This is a genomic window from Pseudomonas monachiensis (assembly GCF_047345015.1).
In the GTDB taxonomy this organism is placed as follows: Bacteria; Pseudomonadota; Gammaproteobacteria; order Pseudomonadales; family Pseudomonadaceae; genus Aquipseudomonas; species Aquipseudomonas monachiensis.
The window spans coordinates 3,841,672-3,857,411 of the sequence record NZ_CP178857.1; the positions used below are offsets into that span (position 1 = coordinate 3,841,672).

Here is a 15,740-nt window from a genome sequence, read left to right on the forward strand (position 1 = left end):
CAGGACTCAACGAAAAGCCCGGCCTCAACAGCCGGGCTTTTTCGTGGTTCACTGTTTGATCGGTGTTACGAGCACCTTTTCCTCAGTGTCGAGGACGAACACCGCCAACAGGCGTGCAGGTTGGGTGTCGCTGGCGTTGGCGCTGACCAGGTGCACGGAACCCGGTTCCTCTACAAAATTTTCGCCGACCTTGTAGATCTTTTCCGGTTCGCCTTTGACCTCGATGCGAAACGAGCCCTCCAGCACCGTTGCATAAATGAAGGCCGTTTTCGGATGGGTGTGGGCTGGCGACGCGGCACCCGGCCCATACTCGACGACCACGCCCCTCATACTCTTGCCGGGGATGTTGGGAATGGGACGGTCGAACACCACCGTCACCTTACCGGGGGGCGGTTCGGCGGCCGATGCGGCGCTGATCGAGAGCGCAGCGAATGCAGCGGCCATCAGCAATCGGGTAACCATGGGACTTCTCCTGGATTGGTAGGGAAATGTAAGGGGGCGATCCGTTACTGCGCCGTCGACCGGGCCAGCCAGTCGTCGAAGCGGATCGCCCCCAGGCGTGCGTTCTTGCCGGTGACCAGCGATTGATCGTCGAGCACGGCGCCGAAGTAACGTGCATGCACGTCCGGCACGACCTTGCGGTTGTCCCGGGTCGCCCGCAGAAAGCGCCGGGCCAGTTCGTCGATCGGCATGGTTTCCGGGCCGCCGACTTCAACGGTGCCATTGAGCGGTGCAGCCAGCACGACATCGGCCAGCGCCGCTACCACGTCGTCGGACGCTATCGGCTGGATCAGAGCCGGCGAAGCATGAATTTCCTCGCCAACGGCGAACGACTGGACAATGCCGCCGGCAAACTCGGAGAACTGCGTGGCACGCACAATGGTGTAAGGCATGCCGGACGCCTTGATAAGGGCTTCCTGCGCGACCTTGGCCCGGAAATAACCGGTATCGGGAAGCCGCTCACTCCCGACAATCGACAGGGCAACATGATGACGAACCCCGGCGGCGGCTTCGGCGGCCAGCAGGTTCCGGCTCGACGTTTCAAAGAAATCGAGAACAGCCTGGTCCTCCCACGACGGCGCGTTCGCTACGTCGACCACCACATCGGCACCGTCCATCGCTGCGGCCAGGCCTTCGCGGGTGATGCTGTTCACGCCCGTGCTTGGGCTCGCGGCGAGCGCGTCATGGCCGCGCTCGCGCAGGGTGTTCACAAGTTTCGATCCGATGAGGCCGGAGCCTCCGATGACGACGATCTTCATGACTGTTCTCCACTTGTCGACTGCAACCATTGCGTCGGTGTAGAGAGATTGCCTGCGCGCACCAGGCAAGTCCTTGCGCCAGGCTTGGGTTTGTCTTGGCGTATGCTTGAATTTATGTCCAAAGCCGATGGTGTTCATCCAGCCGCCCTTGCCGCAGACGGTGCAGCGGGTGCCGAGCTGCCGTATCATCTGCCTCTGTTACCAACCGCCAGCCGCCTGGGACAAGGAGTTGAGGGCGATTCGCCAGGGGATGCTCGACTTGCCATTCACGTTTGAAGACTACTTGCTCGATCAGGAGCGCCGGGAGCTGACCCTGCGCGGGCAGGTCGTGGCCGTCGGACCGCAGGTCTTCGATCTGTTGCTGCTGTTCGTCAACAATCCCGATCGCGTCGTCAGCAAAGACGAATTGCTCAAGGCAGTGTGGGGCGACCGGATCGTTTCGGAATCGACGATCACCAGCCACATCAATGCGGTGCGCAAGGCCATTGGTGATACCGGCGAGGAGCAGCGCCTGGTACGCACCGTCCCCCGCAAGGGCTACCGCTTCGTTGGCCGGATCAACGGCGACTTGACCGGGGAAGCGCGACAGCCTGACATCGATGAACGCTCGACCGCTACCCCGAAGCAAATCCCCTCCCCCGCGCTCGTCCTGCCGGACAAACCCTCGATCACCGTCCTGCCCTTCCAGAACCTGAGCGGCGATCCGGAGCAGGAGTATTTCGCCGATGGCGTGGTGGAGGACATCATCGCCGCCCTGTCGCGGATCCGCTGGCTGTTCGTCATCGCTCGCAATTCGAGCTTCACCTACAAGGGCCAGACCGTGGACGCCCGGGGCGTCGGCCAGGCGTTGGGCGTGCGCTACGTGCTCGAAGGCAGCGTGCGCAAGTGCGGGAACAGGCTACGCATTACCGGGCAACTGATCGATGCGACAAGCGGGACGCACATCTGGGCGGAGCGCTTCGAAGGCCTGCTCGACGACATCTTCGAGCTGCAGGACCAAATCACCGAAAGCGTCGTCGGAGCCATCGCGCCGCAACTGGAACGGGCAGAAATCGAACGCGCCAAACGCAAGCCGACAGAAAGCCTGGACGCCTACGACTACTACCTGCGCGGGATGGCAAAACTGCACAGCGGCAGTCGGGAAGCCATCGAGCAAGCGCTGCCGATGTTCTACCAGGCCATCGAACTCGATACGGAGTTTGCTTCGGCCTATGGCATGGCCGCCTGGTGCCACTTCTGGCGCAAGCTCAATGGCTGGATGGCCGATCGGCCTGCAGAAATCGCCGAGGGCATACGGCTGGCGCGTCTGGCGGTGACCCTCGGCCGCGACGATGCCGTTGCGTTGACCCGGGGCGGACATGCGCTTGCTCATCTCGCCGGCGAAGTCGACGCCGGCATTGCACTGCTCGATCGGGCACGCCTGCTCAACCCCAACCTCGCCCCCGCCTGGTTCCTGGGCGGTATCCTGCGGGCGCTGCACGGCGAAACAGACACCGCCATCGAAAATTTGAACCATGCCGTTCGCTTGAGCCCGCTGGACCCGGAAATGTTCAGGATGCAGGTCGGGATGGCGCTCGCGCATTTCTTCGCCGGGCACTTCGATGCCGCTGCGGACTGGGCGGAAAAAGCGCTGGGCAACCTGCCCGGTCTGCTGATCGCGGCAGCGCTGGTGGCGGCCAGTCATGCGCTCGGCGGTCGAACGGAAAAAGCCAATCTGGCGATGCAGCGTCTGCAAAAGCTGGATCCTTCTTTGCGTCTGTGCACCCTCAAGGGCTGGCTGCCCATTCAACGGCCTGAGGATTTCGCCCGTTTCGTCGATGGACTGCGGCTGGCCGGGTTGCCGGAATGATGGGGCGCTGAACACGACTTTCACCCGGCAAAACTTGCACTTTGCAAGGGTAGGCTAAGCTTTGAACAACTCGTTGCTCACGATGCTCGGTTCTGCAGGTTTTGGGTTTTTCTGGAGAGCGTCTGCAACAGCTATCCCAGACTGGCCCCAACCTTTCACGCAGGATTGCCGTGATGACAGAGCCCCTCCTCAGCTTTGATGCACTCAAGCGCGCCGCTGCCGCCGGCGAAATCGATACCGTGCTGGTTTGCATGGTCGACATGCAGGGACGCCTGGTCGGCAAGCGCTTCCAGGTCGAGTTTTTCATCGACAGCGGCCACGAAGAAACCCACTGCTGCAACTACCTGCTGGCCGACGACATCGACATGGAACCGGTGCCGGGTTACGCCGCAGCCAGTTGGAGCAAGGGCTACGGCGACTTCGTGCTCAAGCCCGACATGTCCACCCTGCGGCGCGTACCCTGGCTTGAATGCACGGCGCTGGTGCTGTGCGACGTGCTCGATCATCACCATCGCCAGGACCTGCCCCACAGCCCTCGGGCGATTCTGAAAAAGCAGGTCGAGCGCCTGCGCGAGCGCGGCTATACCGGCATGTTTGCCTCGGAACTCGAGTTCTATCTGTTCGATGAGAGCTACGAGGCGATCCACAAGCGTAACTATCACAAGCCGAAAACCGCCGGCCATTACATCGAGGACTACAACATCCTGCAGACCACCCGCGAGGAGCCGGTGCTGCGGGCGATCCGCAAGCACTTGCAGGCCTCGGGCATTCCCGTGGAAAACTCCAAGGGGGAATGGGGCCCGGGGCAGGAAGAGATCAACATTCGCTACGCCGACGCCATGACCATGGCCGACCACCACGTCATCATCAAGCACGCCTGCAAAGAGATCGCGCAGTTGCAGGGCAAGGCGATCACCTTCATGGCCAAGTGGCGCTACGACGCCGCCGGTTCCAGCAGTCACATCCATAATTCGCTGTGGGACAAGAACGCCAAAAAGCCGCTGTTCTTCGACGCGAAAGCCGAGTTCGGCATGTCGAAACTGATGCGGGCCTGGGTCGCCGGGCAGCTCAAGTACGCCAACGACATCACCTGTTTTCTTGCGCCCTACATCAACTCCTACAAGCGCTTCCAGGCTGGCACGTTTGCACCGACACGGGCGGTCTGGAGCCGCGACAATCGCACCGCCGGCTTTCGCCTGTGTGCCGAAGGCAGCAAGGCCATCCGCATCGAATGCCGCATCGGCGGTGCCGACCTCAACCCCTATCTGGCCTTCGCCGCGCTGATCGCGGCGGGCTTGAAGGGTATCGACGAGAAGCTCGATCTTGCGCCGCCGTTCGAAGGCGACGCCTACCTCGACGAGCATTTGCCGGAGGTGTCCAAGACCCTGCGCGAGGCGAGCGCCGCCCTCAAGGCCTCAAGCATGTTGCGCGAGGCATTCGGTGATGAGGTTGTCGACCATTACGTGCACACCGCCGAGTGGGAGCAGAAGGAGTACGACCGGCGAATTACCGACTGGGAATTGCAGCGCGGTTTCGAGCGCTACTGAGAACATCATGACTGAGAAGGTGCAACTGATCTCACCGGTCGATGGCCGGGTGTACGTTGAACGCGATCTTGCCGATGCGGCGCAGATTGAGCAGGCGCTGACGGCGGCTGCCAGCGCACAAGTCTCATGGCAACGCCGATCACTGAGCGAACGCGCGGTTTATTGCAGCGCCGCGGTGGACGCGATGCTATCGATGGAGGCCGACATCGTCCCGGAACTGGCCTGGCAGATGGGCCGCCCGGTGCGTTACGGCGCCGGCGAACTGCGCGGTTTTGCCGAACGCGCCCGGCACATGATCGCCATCGCACCACAGGCCCTGGCCGCAATAGAGCCGGAACCCAAGGCGGGTTTCCAGCGCTATATCAAACGCGAGCCGCTGGGTACGGTGCTGGTGGTCGCCCCATGGAATTACCCTTATCTGACGGCGGTGAACACGATCATCCCGGCACTGATGGCCGGCAACAGTGTAATCCTCAAGCACGCGTCGCAAACCCTGCTGGTGGGCGAGCGTTTCGCCGAGGCCATGCGTCGCGCAAAACTGCCCGAGGGGTTGTTCCAGAATCTGCTGCTCAACCATGTGTCGACCGGGGCGATCCTTGCTTGCGGGCGCGTGCAGCAAGTGAACTTCACTGGTTCCGTAGAGGCTGGCAAGGTCATGGAAAGCGCCGCCAGCGGACAGTTTCTCGGCATGGGCCTGGAGCTCGGCGGAAAAGACCCGGCCTATGTCCGGGCAGACGCCAACCTTGAGTATGCGGTGGAAAATCTGGTGGACGGCAGTTTCTTCAATTCCGGGCAAAGTTGCTGCGCCGTGGAGCGCATCTACGTCGACCAGAAAATCTACCCGGTGTTTGTCGAGCGCTTCGCCGAACTGACCCGCCAGTACGTGCTGGGCAACCCGCTGGACGAAGCCACCACCCTCGGTCCGCTGGTGACGCCGGGCGCCGCCTTCTTCGTGCGTGGCCAGATCGCCGAAGCGCTGGCCCAGGGCGCCAAAGCGCTGATTGATCCGAAGTCCTTTCCCGCCGACGTACCGGGCAGCGCCTATCTCGCACCGCAAGTGCTGGTGGACGTGAACCATCAAATGTCGGTCATGCGCGACGAAAGCTTTGGCCCGGTGGTCGGCATCATGCCGGTGGCCAGCGATGAAGAAGCCATCGCCTTGATGAACGACAGTGAGTTCGGGCTCAGCGCTTCCATCTGGACCCGGGACCTCGCCGCGGCCGAACGCCTGGGCAACGAGATCGCCACCGGCACGGTGTTCATGAACCGCTGCGATTACCTGGACCCGGCACTGGCCTGGACCGGCGTGAAGAACAGCGGGCGCGGCGTCACCCTGTCGCCATTGGGCTACGAGCACCTGACCCGGGCCAAATCCTTTCATCTGCGTCACGAGGTGTAGACCATGAACCTGTCAGGAAACTGGAACTACCCCACAAGCGTTCGTTTCGGTGTGGGGCGCATCGCCGAACTGGCCGAGGTCTGTCGCAGCCAGGGTATCCAGCGCCCCTTGCTGGTGACCGACAGCGGCCTGGCGCGCGCGCCGATCACCACGGCGGCGCTGGACGCATTGCGCGCCGCCGGTCTTGGCGTGGCGCTGTTTTGCGACCTCAAGCCCAACCCGGTGGAAGCCAACCTGGCCGGCGGGCTCGACGCCTGGCGTGCCGGCCAGCACGATGGCGCGATCGCTTTCGGCGGCGGCAGTGGCCTGGACATGGGCAAGCTCATTGCCTTCATGAGCGGCCAGACCCGCCCGGTCTGGGACTTCGAAGACATCGGCGACTACTGGACCCGCGCCGACGACAGCCGCATCGCCCCGGTCATTGCCGTGCCGACCACGGCGGGAACCGGTTCCGAAGTCGGTCGTGCGGCGGTGATCATCGACGAGCGCACCCACACCAAACGCATCATCTTCCACCCGAAAATGATGCCGCGGGTGGTGATCAGCGACCCGGCCCTCACCGTCGGCATGCCGGCCAAGATCACTGCTGGCACCGGCATGGACGCGTTGTCCCATTGCCTGGAAGCGTACTGCGCCCCCGGCTTTCACCCCCTGGCCGATGGCATTGCCGTGGAAGGCATGCGCCTGGTGGCCAACTCACTGGTGAAGGCGGTACACACGCCATCGGACCTTGAAGCCCGCGCGCAAATGCTCGCGGCGGCGGCCATGGGCGCCACGGCATTCCAGAAAGGCCTGGGCGGGATGCATGCACTCTCCCATCCGGTGGGTGCGCTGTACGACACCCATCACGGCATGACCAATGCCACCTTCATGCCCTATGTGCTGCAGTTCAATCGCTCGGCCATCGAGGAGCGCATCACCCGCCTGGCGGCGTACCTGCGCCTGCCCTCCCCGGGGTTCGATAGTTTCCTGGCCTTCGTCCTCAAGCTGCGCAAGGACATCGGCGTGCCCCATACCCTGTTTGAACTGGGCGTGGATGACCGGCAGGCCGACCTGATCGCCGACATGGCGATTGTCGACCCTTCCGCCGGCGGCAACCCGCTGCCGTTGACCCGGGACGGCGTGGCAAAGATTTTCGACGCGGCGTTTCACGGCCGTCTGTAGAGCAGTCGCCTGGCCGGCACTGCGCATGGACAGGTGTGATCCGATAGCGACAGGAGCAGTACGACAAGGGGTTGAAGCCAGCCCATCCGGCCCGCCGGATGGTTGCGTATGAACACCTGAAGGGGTACACATCATGAACCCAGCAAGCCAGCCGGGCACCGAAACACACGACGATGACGTCAAGGTGCTGCACAGCATGGGCTATGCCCAGCAACTCTCACGACGAATGGGGGTTTTCTCCAACTTCGCCATCTCCTTTTCGATCATCTGCATCCTCTCGGGTGGCATCAACTCCCTGGCCCAGGGCACCTCGGGCGCGGGGGGAATATCCATCGGCATCGGCTGGCCGATCGGCTGCCTGATCTCCGGGGTATTCGCCATGGCCATGGCACAGATCTCCTCGGCCTACCCCACCGCTGGCGGCCTGTACCACTGGGGCTCGATCCTCGGTAATCGCTTCACTGGCTGGCTGACCGCGTGGTTCAACCTGCTGGGGCTGGTCACGGTGCTGGGCGCGATCAACGTCGGCACCTATTATTTCTTTTTCGGTGCCTTCGGACCGGCACTGGGCATGGAGGACACGACCACGGTCCGGGTGATTTTCCTGGCGATCCTCACCGGCCTGCAGGCCTTGTGCAACCACTTGGGCATCGGCCTGACGGCCAGGCTCACCGACTTTTCCGGCTACCTGATCTTCGGCACGGCGCTGGCCCTGACCATCGTCTGCCTGATGTCGGCACCCAGCTATGAATTCGCCCGGCTGTGGACCTTCGGCAACTACTCCGGCGAGGCGGGGGGCGGCGTCTGGCCGCAGGTCTCCAACGGCTGGGTGTTCATGCTCGGCCTGCTGTTGCCGATCTACACCATCACCGGCTATGACGCCTCCGCGCACACTTCCGAGGAAACCCGCAACGCGGCCATGTCGGTGCCGCGCGGCATGGTCATGTCGGTGGTCTGGTCGTTGCTGTTCGGCTGGCTGATGCTCAGCGCGTTCGTGCTGATGCTGCCGAACATGGACGAGGCGGCCAAGCAAGGCTGGAACGTGTTTTTCTGGGCCATGAACACCCAGGTCAACCCGACCTTGAAACTGGTGCTTTACGTGGCGATCTTCGTCTCGCAGGTGCTCTGCGGGCTGGCCACCGTCACTTCGGTTTCACGGATGATCTTCGCGTTCTCCCGGGACGGCGGCCTGCCCTGCTCAAAAGCGCTGTCGTCGGTCTCATCGACCCATCGCAGCCCGGTCGCGGCCATCTGGACAGGTGCCACCCTCGCGGTGTTGTTCGACTGGGGATCGTCGGTGATCTCGATCGGGGCAACGCCGGTCTATACGATCGTGGTGTCGTGCACGGTGATCTTCCTGTTCTTCTCCTTCGCCATTCCCATCGTGCTCGGCCTGTTTACCTATGGGACCTCGAAGTGGCCGACCATGGGGCCGTGGAACATGGGGCGTTTCTGGTACTCGGTGTTCGCCATTCTCTCGATCCTGTCGATGATCATCATTTTCGTCATCGGCATCCAGCCACCGAACGATTGGGCGCTGTACATCACCATCGGCTTCCTGGTGCTGACGGCCATCGTCTGGTTCGGCTTTGAAGCCCGGCGCTTCCAGGGGCCGCCGGTGGGCGACATGATCGTCAAGCGCCAGGCTGAAATTGCTGCGGCGGAAGCGGCGTTGAACCGCAAATAGAGCAAGCAATAAGTAACCTGTGGGAGCGGGCTTGCCCGCGAAAGCGGCGTGTCAGGCGACATTGATGCTGAACGTGCCGGCCCCTTCGCGGGCAAGCCCGCTCCCACAAGGATTTCAGTGTTCAAACCCTTAACTGATTGGCATTAGCCCGATCTACCGGGCTTTTTTGTATGGCGATGATTTATCCTGCGCCTCCCCAATTTCACCCCGGAGACACCTGTGCCCGCCCTCACCGCCCGCGAGGTTTACCAGCCGTTGCGCGATGCCGCCCAGGGCATTTGCACCTTCCAGCGAATCGACGACGTCTGCGAGTCTGGCCATGTACGGGTCGACATCGACGGCTGGCAACTGACACTGGAGGTCGACGCCGGCCACTTGCGCCACTGCCTGCATGGCCAAAGCCCCGATGGCCGTGAATATGTGTTCGACAACGGGCAACGCTTCGGCACCGATCCGGTGAGTTTGCTCAGCACCTGGGAGCTGGCGCAGATTGAACGGTTGCTGGCCTGAATCCTTCGCAACCTGTCGTTCCCTGGTCGCACTTGTGATAAACAAGCCGGAGTGATTTTTGCGTCCAAGGAGGTTCTGCCCATGCCCCGTTCCCCACGCCTGCCGCACTGGCTGGCCTGCGCCCTGCTCGGTTTGTTCGCTGGTGTTGCCCAGGCCGGCACGACGCCCCCGGCGCCCGATGCCTTGCAACCCTTGCTGGCAACGATGAATGAGCGGTTGTACATCAGCGAGCTGGTGGCGCTGACCAAGTGGGACAGCGGCAAACCGGTCCAGGACAACGCCCGGGAAGCGCAAGTCATCGCCAACGCGCGCAAGCAGGCGGCCCAGCGCCAGCTCGATCCCGACGATGTCGCCGACCTGATCGCCGCCCAGATCGAAGCCAGCAAACTGGTGCAATACGGCCGAATCGCGCAATGGCAAGCAGCGCACAAGGCACCGGACACGCCACGGCCGGACCTGGGCAACGACATCCGGCCCAAGCTCGACACCCTGCAAAACCTGCTGCTCACGCAGTACGCCGCGTTCCTGCCCTATCGCAAAGACCCGAACTGCCCGCAATGGCTGGCCACCGAACGCTCCGCGCTGATCAAGGATTACCTGCATGGCCAGGCGATGATTCGTGCGACCGGAGAGCTATGTGTTGCGGGGCGATAACGTCAAATGAGCCACACTGAAACCCTCGCCAAAGTCCTCCTCGGCCCGTTGTTGCTGGCGCAGGGTCTATACACGCGGCGCGTGACGCCCAAGTTGCCGGAGGCCGAAGGTGAACGCCACGGCGAATCCGGCAGCGGCGATGTTCTGCGCTTGTTGATTGTCGGCGACAGCGCCGCTGCAGGCGTCGGTGCGGCGACTCAAGGTGAAGCTCTCAGCGGGCGGCTGGTGGAGCGCCTGGCCGATGGTTACCAGGTGGCCTGGAAACTCTGGGCGCGCACAGGTCTGGATTCCCAAGGGTTGCTGGAGCTGCTCGAACAGCATGCACCCGAGCCGTTCGATGTGGCGCTGTTGTCGATTGGCGTCAACGATGTCACCAGCTCACTCACCCTGGATCAGTGGCTCGCCCGGCAACAGCGCTTGATGGCGCTGCTGTGCGACAGGTTCGCGGTGAGGCAGATTGTGGTGACGCCACTTCCGCCGATGCATTTGTTCCCCGCGCTGCCGCAACCCTTGCGCTGGTTCCTGGGATTCAGGGCGCGGCGTTTCAATGCACATTTGGCGGATCTGGCCGCACACCTGGATCAATGTACGATGCTGACGACCCCGCTGGCGCCCGAACCGGGCTTGATGGCCAGTGATGGTTTTCATCCGGGGCCGATGCTCTACCGTCAATGGGCCGACGATGCCGCCTGGGTCATCGACCAACGCTTTCGCAGCACAACAATAAAAAACAGGAGTTGAAGATGTCCGAGCTGAACCTGAACCACAACGTCGCAGCATCCCTGAAGCAGTGGCACGCAATGATCGGCAACCGCGACTTGAGCGGCTTGCCGGAACTGCTCGATCCACAGGCGGTGTTCCGTTCACCGATGGCGCACACGCCATATCCGGGGGCGCCGGTGGTGTCGATGATCCTCAATACGGTCATGAACGTGTTCGAGGACTTTGCCTATCACCGCGAACTGGCGTCGGCGGATGGCTTGAACGTGATTCTCGAATTCAGCGCCAGGGTCGGCGGGAAAGAGCTCAAGGGCATCGACATGATCCGCTTCAACGAACAGGGCAAGATTGTCGAGTTTGAAGTGATGGTACGGCCGCTCAGTGGCTTGCAGGCGTTGGGTGAAGAAATGGGGCGGCGGTTGGGGGCTTATCTGAAGGCCAGCAAGGCCTGATTTCCTGATTCACCAACAACCCCTGTGGGAGCGAGCTTGCTCGCGATAGCGGTGGGTCAGTGAACAATATATTGACTGACACTCCGCCATCGCGAACAAGCTCGCTCCCACAGGTTTTGTGTTTAGCCTGAAATCAGGGGCAATCCGTTAGACCATCGGCTGATGACTGGTCACGCAATGAATCCCGCCACCACCGGCGGAGATCGCATCGATGTCGAGTTGCACCACCTTGCGGTCCGGGTAGAGTTCAGACAGCAGGTCGAAGGCTTTGGCATCGGCTTCTTCGTCACCGAATTGCGCAGCGATGATCGCGCCGTTGATCACGAAGTAGTTGATGTAGCCCGCGGCGAAGTCCTTATTGTCTTTGCTGAACCGGCTGTTGCGCGGGTTGAGCGGCGGCGACACGGTATGCACCTGCAACTTGCGGCCATCGGCATCGGTGGCGTTTTCGAGGATCTGCAGGTGGGCGCGAGTGACCTTGTAGTCGTAGGACTCGGGGTCGTTGTCGAGGTTGGCGATGACCACGCCGGGCTTGACGAAGCGCGCATAGAAGTCGACGTGGGCGTCGGTGATGTCCTTGCCCTTGATGCCCGGCAGCCAGATGATTTTGCGCAGCCCCAGGCGTTCTTTCAGTTCTGCCTCGACCTCGGCCTTGGTCCAGTCGGGATTGCGATTGCGGTTGATCCAGCTGCTTTCGGTCATGATCCCGGTGCCGTGGCCATCCACTTCGATGCCTCCGCCCTCGCCCACCAGTTCGCTGCGCAGGTAATCCGCCTTGGCGTTTTCCGCGACCTGGGCGGCCAGTTGCGCATCGTCCGCATGCTGCTGTTTGTTGCCCCAGCCGTTGAAGTTGAAGTCCACCGCACCAAGGCCGCCGTTGCCATCGACGACAAAATTGGCGCCGATGTCGCGCATCCAGATGTCATCCAGTTCGGTGATCACGAAGGTGGTGTTGTGGCTGCCGCATTTGGCTTCGGCCAGGCGCCGTTCGCTCTGGCGACAGAACACCGTGACTGGCTCGTATTCGGCAATGCTGCGGGCGATCCGGCCAAGGGCGTCTTGCACGTGGGGCGTGAAGTCCTCCCAGATCGCGGCCTGTGCACCGAAGGCGATGAAAGCCCGCTGGTGTTTGTCCCCTTCATCGGGCATGTACCCATTGCCTTTGTCGGCCGCTCGCACCGGCAGGCCGGCAAAGCCCAATCCCATGGACGCCACCGCGCCCAGCCCGGCGGCGACCGATACCTGCTTGATGAATGTTCGACGTGTCGGCATATGTTTTCCTGAAATCGAGGTTTGGCCGGCCTTCGGGCCGGCCGGTGATCAGTTAACGGTAGCGGTCTTGAATTTGGTCCAGGTGCGCATGCGTGCCCGCATGTCGGCCTGGGGAATGTCCTTGCCGGGAATCAGCCGTGCGTAAGTGGCTTCATCAAGGTAGATGTCCGGGTTGTTGCGCATCGCGGCATCGACGTCCGGGCGTGCCTTGGCGTTGGAGGTCGGGTAGCCGGTGAAGTTGCTGATGGCCGCCATGTTCTGCGGGCGCATCACGAAGTTGATGAACGCGTAGGCGTATTCCGGGTGCCGGGCGTCGACGGGAATGGCCATGGTGTCCATCCACACCGTGGTGCCTTCGCGGGGGATGCGGTAGTGGAAGGTGGTTTTCTTGCCGGCGCTGTCCGACGCGCGCTGCGCCTGGGTCATGTCGCCGCTGTAGCCCAGGGACATGCACAGGTTGCCGTTGACCAGGTCGGTCACCGGTTGCGACTGGAACTTGCGAATGTGCGGCCGCAACTTCATCAGCAAGTCACTGGCCGCCGCCAGGTCCGCCGGTTTGGCACTGCGCGGGTCGCGACCGAGGTAGTTGAGCACCACCGCCAGTACTTCGTCCGGTGAGTCGATCATCGAGATGCCGCAGTCGGCGAATTTCGCCGCCAGCTCCGGTTTGAACAGCATGTCCAGGCTATTGACCGGCGCGTCCGGCGCACGCTGGGTGATCTGCTCGGCGTTGTAGGTAAGACCGATGGTGCCCCAGGTGTACGGCACCGTCGCTTTGCTCGAATATTCATAACGCGAGCGCAGTTTCTGCAACCCGGGCTCAATATCAGCCATCGCAGCAATTTTTGACTGATCCAGCGGTTGCAGGCTGCCGGCACGCATCAAGCGTTCAGCCACGGTGTCTCCGGGGAAGATCAGGTCGTAACCGCTGCCGCCAGCCAGCATCTTGGCCTCAAGGGTTTCACTGCCTTCCATGACGTCGTAGATCACCTTGATCCCGGTTTCGGCGGTGAACTTGCTCAGGGTGTCCTCGGCGAAATAATCGGCCCAGTTGTACAGCCGCAGGGTTTTCTCCTCGGCGTGCAGAGCAGGCACCGCACAGCTCAGCGCCAGCCCCATGGCCAGGCTCAGCTTGTTGATAGTGTTCATGTCACACCCCTTGGGTTGCCCAGCGTGAATGGATCTGACGACCGTCCTGGGTCAACAAGGCGCCGTACATGTCCGGACGGCGGTCGCGGTAGATGCCCCAGGTCAGGCGGTCTTCGCGCATGGCCGCCAGGTCCAGGCTGTGAACCAGCACGCCGGTGCTGTCGCGGTCGGCTTCGGCGAGCAACTTGCCCTTGTGGTTGCAGATGAACGACGAGCCGTAGAAGTTCATTTGCAGGGTCGGGTCGGTGGTCGCCGCTTCCCGGCCGACACGGTTGGCCGCCACCACCGGCAGCAGGTTGGCGGCAGCGTGACCGCGCATGGTCATCTGCCAGTGATCCCGGGAATCGAGAGTGGCGCAGCCCGGTTCGGAGCCGATGGCGGTCGGGAACAGCAGCACTTCAGCGTCCATCAAGGCCAGGCAGCGCGCGGTTTCCGGGAACCACTGGTCCCAGCAGATGCCCAGGCCGATGCGCCCGAACGCGGTGTCCCAGACCCGGAAACCGCTGTCGCCGGGGCTGAAGTATTCCTTCTCCTGATAGCCGATGGCGTTGGGGATGTGGGTCTTGCGGTACACGCCCAACAGGCGCCCGTCGGCGTCGGCCACGCTCAATGAATTGAAGTAGGCGTTGCCGGCCTTCTCGTACCAACTCAGCGGCAGCACCACGCCCAACTCTTTGGCCAATGCAGCAAAGCGCTGGAGCACATGGCTGTCGCGATACTCCTCGGCCAGCGCCAGGTGTTTGTGGTGTTGCTCGATGCAGAAGTACGGCGTGGCAAAAAGCTCCTGCAACAGGATGACCTGCGCGCCCTTGGCCGCGGCCTCGCGGACCAGTTGCTCGGCCTGGTCGAGGTTGTGTTTCAGGTCCCAGGTGCAGGGCATCTGGGTGGTGGCGATGGTCAGCAGAGTCATGGCATCAACCCCGCACCGGCCAGACCGGCTGTTGCTGGGTGATGCAATGCACACCGCCGCCGCCATGGGCTAGATGGTTGATCCGCACCGGCACCACTTCGCGTCCGGGGAACGCCTGCGCCAGAACTTCGGCCGCGACCTTGTCGGCATCGATACCATAGGCCGGCATGATGATCGCACCGTTGGCGATGTAGAAATTGGTGTAGGAGGCGCAGAACACTTCGGCCTCAGTGTCCACCGCATCGGAGGCTTCATAGAGTTCGATCAGCTCGAACTTGCGGCCCTGGGCATCGGTGGCCAACTCAAGGGCGCGACGGTTTTCCCGTGCGACTGCGGCGTACACAGAGCTCTGGTCGTGGGTGGCGTCCACCAGCAACACGCCGGGGCGGGCAAAGGCGCACACACCGTCGACGTGGCCATCGGTCATGTCGCCGGTCACGTAGTCCGGATCGCCCGGCAGCCAGATGGTTTTCTTCACGCCCAGCAGGCGGCTGAAGATCTCTTCGATCTCGGCCTTGCTCACGCCCGGGTTGCGGTTGGGGTTGAGCAACACCGATTCGGTGGTGATAAGCGTGCCCTCGCCGTCCACGTGAATGGCGCCACCCTCGTTGCTCAGCGCCGTGCCGAAACACTCCAGCCCCAAACGATTGAGCGCGCGGCGGGCCAGGCTTTCGTCCAGATCGTGGGCCGACTTGCCGCCCCACGCATTGAAGCGCCAGCTCACACCGGCCAGGCCTTGCTGCGGGTGGCAAACGAAGCTCGGGCCGGAATCGCGGCACCAGCTGTCGTTGACCGCCAGTTCGATCAATTCGATATTCGGCCCGCACAAGGCCTTGGCGCTGGCGACGGCTGACGGATCGACCACCAGCTTCACCGGCTCGAAGCGGGCGATGGCGTTGGCCACCCGGGCGAAGTCTTCTTGAACCTGTGGCAGTGTCACCCGCCAGCCTGACTCCCACAGGGTCTTGTTGTGCGGCCAGACCATCCAGGTGGCGGCGTGGGCGACCCACTCGGCCGGCATCGTCCAACCGCTGTTTTGAATTACGTTCTGCTGCATGACAAGCACCTCTGAGTTAAGTCATTGTGTTCAATGAAAACGGCCTTGGCGGTCTTGGCATGCATGCTACGGCTGGAAAAACGGGTAAACAAACGATGGATTTTGCAGACA

At 62.5% G+C, this 15,740-nt stretch carries 15 protein-coding genes; 9 read left to right on the forward strand and 6 right to left on the reverse strand.

Annotated elements, in window-relative coordinates; genetic code table 11:
* Window positions 1-48: 48 nt before the first annotated feature.
* Window positions 49-462, reverse strand: coding sequence for a cupin domain-containing protein (locus tag ACMDB8_RS17315; protein ID WP_056723710.1), 414 nt, complete (start codon window positions 460-462; stop codon window positions 49-51).
* A gap of 44 nt (window positions 463-506) precedes the next feature.
* Complete coding sequence (locus tag ACMDB8_RS17320; RefSeq protein ID WP_056723712.1) at window positions 507-1,259, reverse strand: SDR family oxidoreductase; 753 nt, start codon at window positions 1,257-1,259, stop codon at window positions 507-509.
* Between the two features lie 259 nt (window positions 1,260-1,518).
* Here ACMDB8_RS17320 and ACMDB8_RS17325 point away from each other — a divergent pair, with 259 nt between their 5' ends.
* From ACMDB8_RS17325 to ACMDB8_RS17365, 9 genes are all read left to right on the forward strand, one after another.
* Entirely contained in the window at window positions 1,519-3,108 is a 1,590-nt protein-coding gene (locus ACMDB8_RS17325; protein ID WP_056723860.1) for a winged helix-turn-helix domain-containing tetratricopeptide repeat protein, read from the forward strand.
* A 173-nt stretch (window positions 3,109-3,281) separates the two neighbouring features.
* A complete protein-coding gene (locus ACMDB8_RS17330; RefSeq protein ID WP_056723714.1) occupies window positions 3,282-4,655 on the forward strand; it encodes a glutamine synthetase family protein in 1,374 nt (457 codons plus the stop codon).
* A gap of 7 nt (window positions 4,656-4,662) precedes the next feature.
* Entirely contained in the window at window positions 4,663-6,054 is a 1,392-nt protein-coding gene (locus ACMDB8_RS17335; RefSeq protein ID WP_056723716.1) for an aldehyde dehydrogenase family protein, read from the forward strand.
* Window positions 6,055-6,057: 3 nt separating this feature from the next.
* Window positions 6,058-7,218: an iron-containing alcohol dehydrogenase gene (locus ACMDB8_RS17340; RefSeq protein WP_056723717.1), complete on the forward strand. Its 1,161-nt coding sequence runs from the start codon at window positions 6,058-6,060 to the stop codon at window positions 7,216-7,218.
* Window positions 7,219-7,351: 133 nt separating this feature from the next.
* On the forward strand, window positions 7,352-8,905 hold the full coding sequence (locus tag ACMDB8_RS17345; RefSeq protein ID WP_223541425.1) for an amino acid permease: 1,554 nt from the start codon (window positions 7,352-7,354) through the stop codon (window positions 8,903-8,905).
* A gap of 219 nt (window positions 8,906-9,124) precedes the next feature.
* A complete protein-coding gene (locus ACMDB8_RS17350) occupies window positions 9,125-9,415 on the forward strand; it encodes a DUF7693 family protein (RefSeq protein WP_056723720.1) in 291 nt (96 codons plus the stop codon).
* Window positions 9,416-9,496: 81 nt separating this feature from the next.
* Window positions 9,497-10,069, forward strand: a complete 573-nt coding sequence (locus tag ACMDB8_RS17355) for a chorismate mutase (protein ID WP_409079405.1) — start codon at window positions 9,497-9,499, stop codon at window positions 10,067-10,069.
* A gap of 6 nt (window positions 10,070-10,075) precedes the next feature.
* A complete protein-coding gene (locus tag ACMDB8_RS17360) occupies window positions 10,076-10,810 on the forward strand; it encodes an SGNH/GDSL hydrolase family protein (RefSeq protein ID WP_409079406.1) in 735 nt (244 codons plus the stop codon).
* A 2-nt stretch (window positions 10,811-10,812) separates the two neighbouring features.
* Window positions 10,813-11,241 (forward strand): nuclear transport factor 2 family protein, encoded by a 429-nt coding sequence (locus ACMDB8_RS17365; RefSeq protein WP_056723726.1) that lies wholly within the window; start codon window positions 10,813-10,815, stop codon window positions 11,239-11,241.
* 147 nt (window positions 11,242-11,388) lie between these two features.
* Here ACMDB8_RS17365 and ACMDB8_RS17370 read toward each other — a convergent pair whose 3' ends face one another.
* Genes ACMDB8_RS17370 through ACMDB8_RS17385 form a run of 4 tightly spaced genes read right to left on the reverse strand, consistent with a single transcriptional unit; the run spans window position 11,389 to window position 15,629 of the window.
* Entirely contained in the window at window positions 11,389-12,513 is a 1,125-nt protein-coding gene (locus tag ACMDB8_RS17370; RefSeq protein ID WP_223541427.1) for an agmatine deiminase family protein, read from the reverse strand.
* A 48-nt stretch (window positions 12,514-12,561) separates the two neighbouring features.
* The gene (locus ACMDB8_RS17375; RefSeq protein WP_056723729.1) at window positions 12,562-13,662 is read right to left on the reverse strand and encodes an extracellular solute-binding protein; all 1,101 of its coding nucleotides are present in this window, start codon (window positions 13,660-13,662) and stop codon (window positions 12,562-12,564) included.
* A gap of 1 nt (window position 13,663) precedes the next feature.
* Window positions 13,664-14,572 carry an N-carbamoylputrescine amidase gene (aguB, locus tag ACMDB8_RS17380; RefSeq protein ID WP_056723730.1) on the reverse strand — a complete coding sequence of 303 codons (909 nt, stop codon included), beginning with the start codon at window positions 14,570-14,572 and terminating at the stop codon, window positions 13,664-13,666.
* Between the two features lie 4 nt (window positions 14,573-14,576).
* Complete coding sequence (locus ACMDB8_RS17385) at window positions 14,577-15,629, reverse strand: agmatine deiminase family protein (RefSeq protein ID WP_223541428.1); 1,053 nt, start codon at window positions 15,627-15,629, stop codon at window positions 14,577-14,579.
* Window positions 15,630-15,740 lie beyond the last annotated feature (111 nt).

Bases quoted from the DNA above. Each gene is read 5' to 3' on its own strand.
- ACMDB8_RS17315 (WP_056723710.1), bottom strand. From the start codon at position 462: ATGGTTACCCGATTGCTGATGGCCGCTGCATTCGCTGCGCTCTCGATC.
- ACMDB8_RS17320 (WP_056723712.1), bottom strand. From the start codon at position 1,259: ATGAAGATCGTCGTCATCGGAGGCTCCGGCCTCATCGGATCGAAACTT.
- ACMDB8_RS17330 (WP_056723714.1), top strand. From the start codon at position 3,282: ATGACAGAGCCCCTCCTCAGCTTTGATGCACTCAAGCGCGCCGCTGCC.
- ACMDB8_RS17335 (WP_056723716.1), top strand. From the start codon at position 4,663: ATGACTGAGAAGGTGCAACTGATCTCACCGGTCGATGGCCGGGTGTAC.
- ACMDB8_RS17340 (WP_056723717.1), top strand. From the start codon at position 6,058: ATGAACCTGTCAGGAAACTGGAACTACCCCACAAGCGTTCGTTTCGGT.
- ACMDB8_RS17345 (WP_223541425.1), top strand. From the start codon at position 7,352: ATGAACCCAGCAAGCCAGCCGGGCACCGAAACACACGACGATGACGTC.
- ACMDB8_RS17355 (WP_409079405.1), top strand. From the start codon at position 9,497: ATGCCCCGTTCCCCACGCCTGCCGCACTGGCTGGCCTGCGCCCTGCTC.
- ACMDB8_RS17360 (WP_409079406.1), top strand. From the start codon at position 10,076: ATGAGCCACACTGAAACCCTCGCCAAAGTCCTCCTCGGCCCGTTGTTG.
- ACMDB8_RS17365 (WP_056723726.1), top strand. From the start codon at position 10,813: ATGTCCGAGCTGAACCTGAACCACAACGTCGCAGCATCCCTGAAGCAG.
- ACMDB8_RS17370 (WP_223541427.1), bottom strand. From the start codon at position 12,513: ATGCCGACACGTCGAACATTCATCAAGCAGGTATCGGTCGCCGCCGGG.
- ACMDB8_RS17375 (WP_056723729.1), bottom strand. From the start codon at position 13,662: ATGAACACTATCAACAAGCTGAGCCTGGCCATGGGGCTGGCGCTGAGC.
- aguB (WP_056723730.1), bottom strand. From the start codon at position 14,572: ATGACTCTGCTGACCATCGCCACCACCCAGATGCCCTGCACCTGGGAC.
- ACMDB8_RS17385 (WP_223541428.1), bottom strand. From the start codon at position 15,629: ATGCAGCAGAACGTAATTCAAAACAGCGGTTGGACGATGCCGGCCGAG.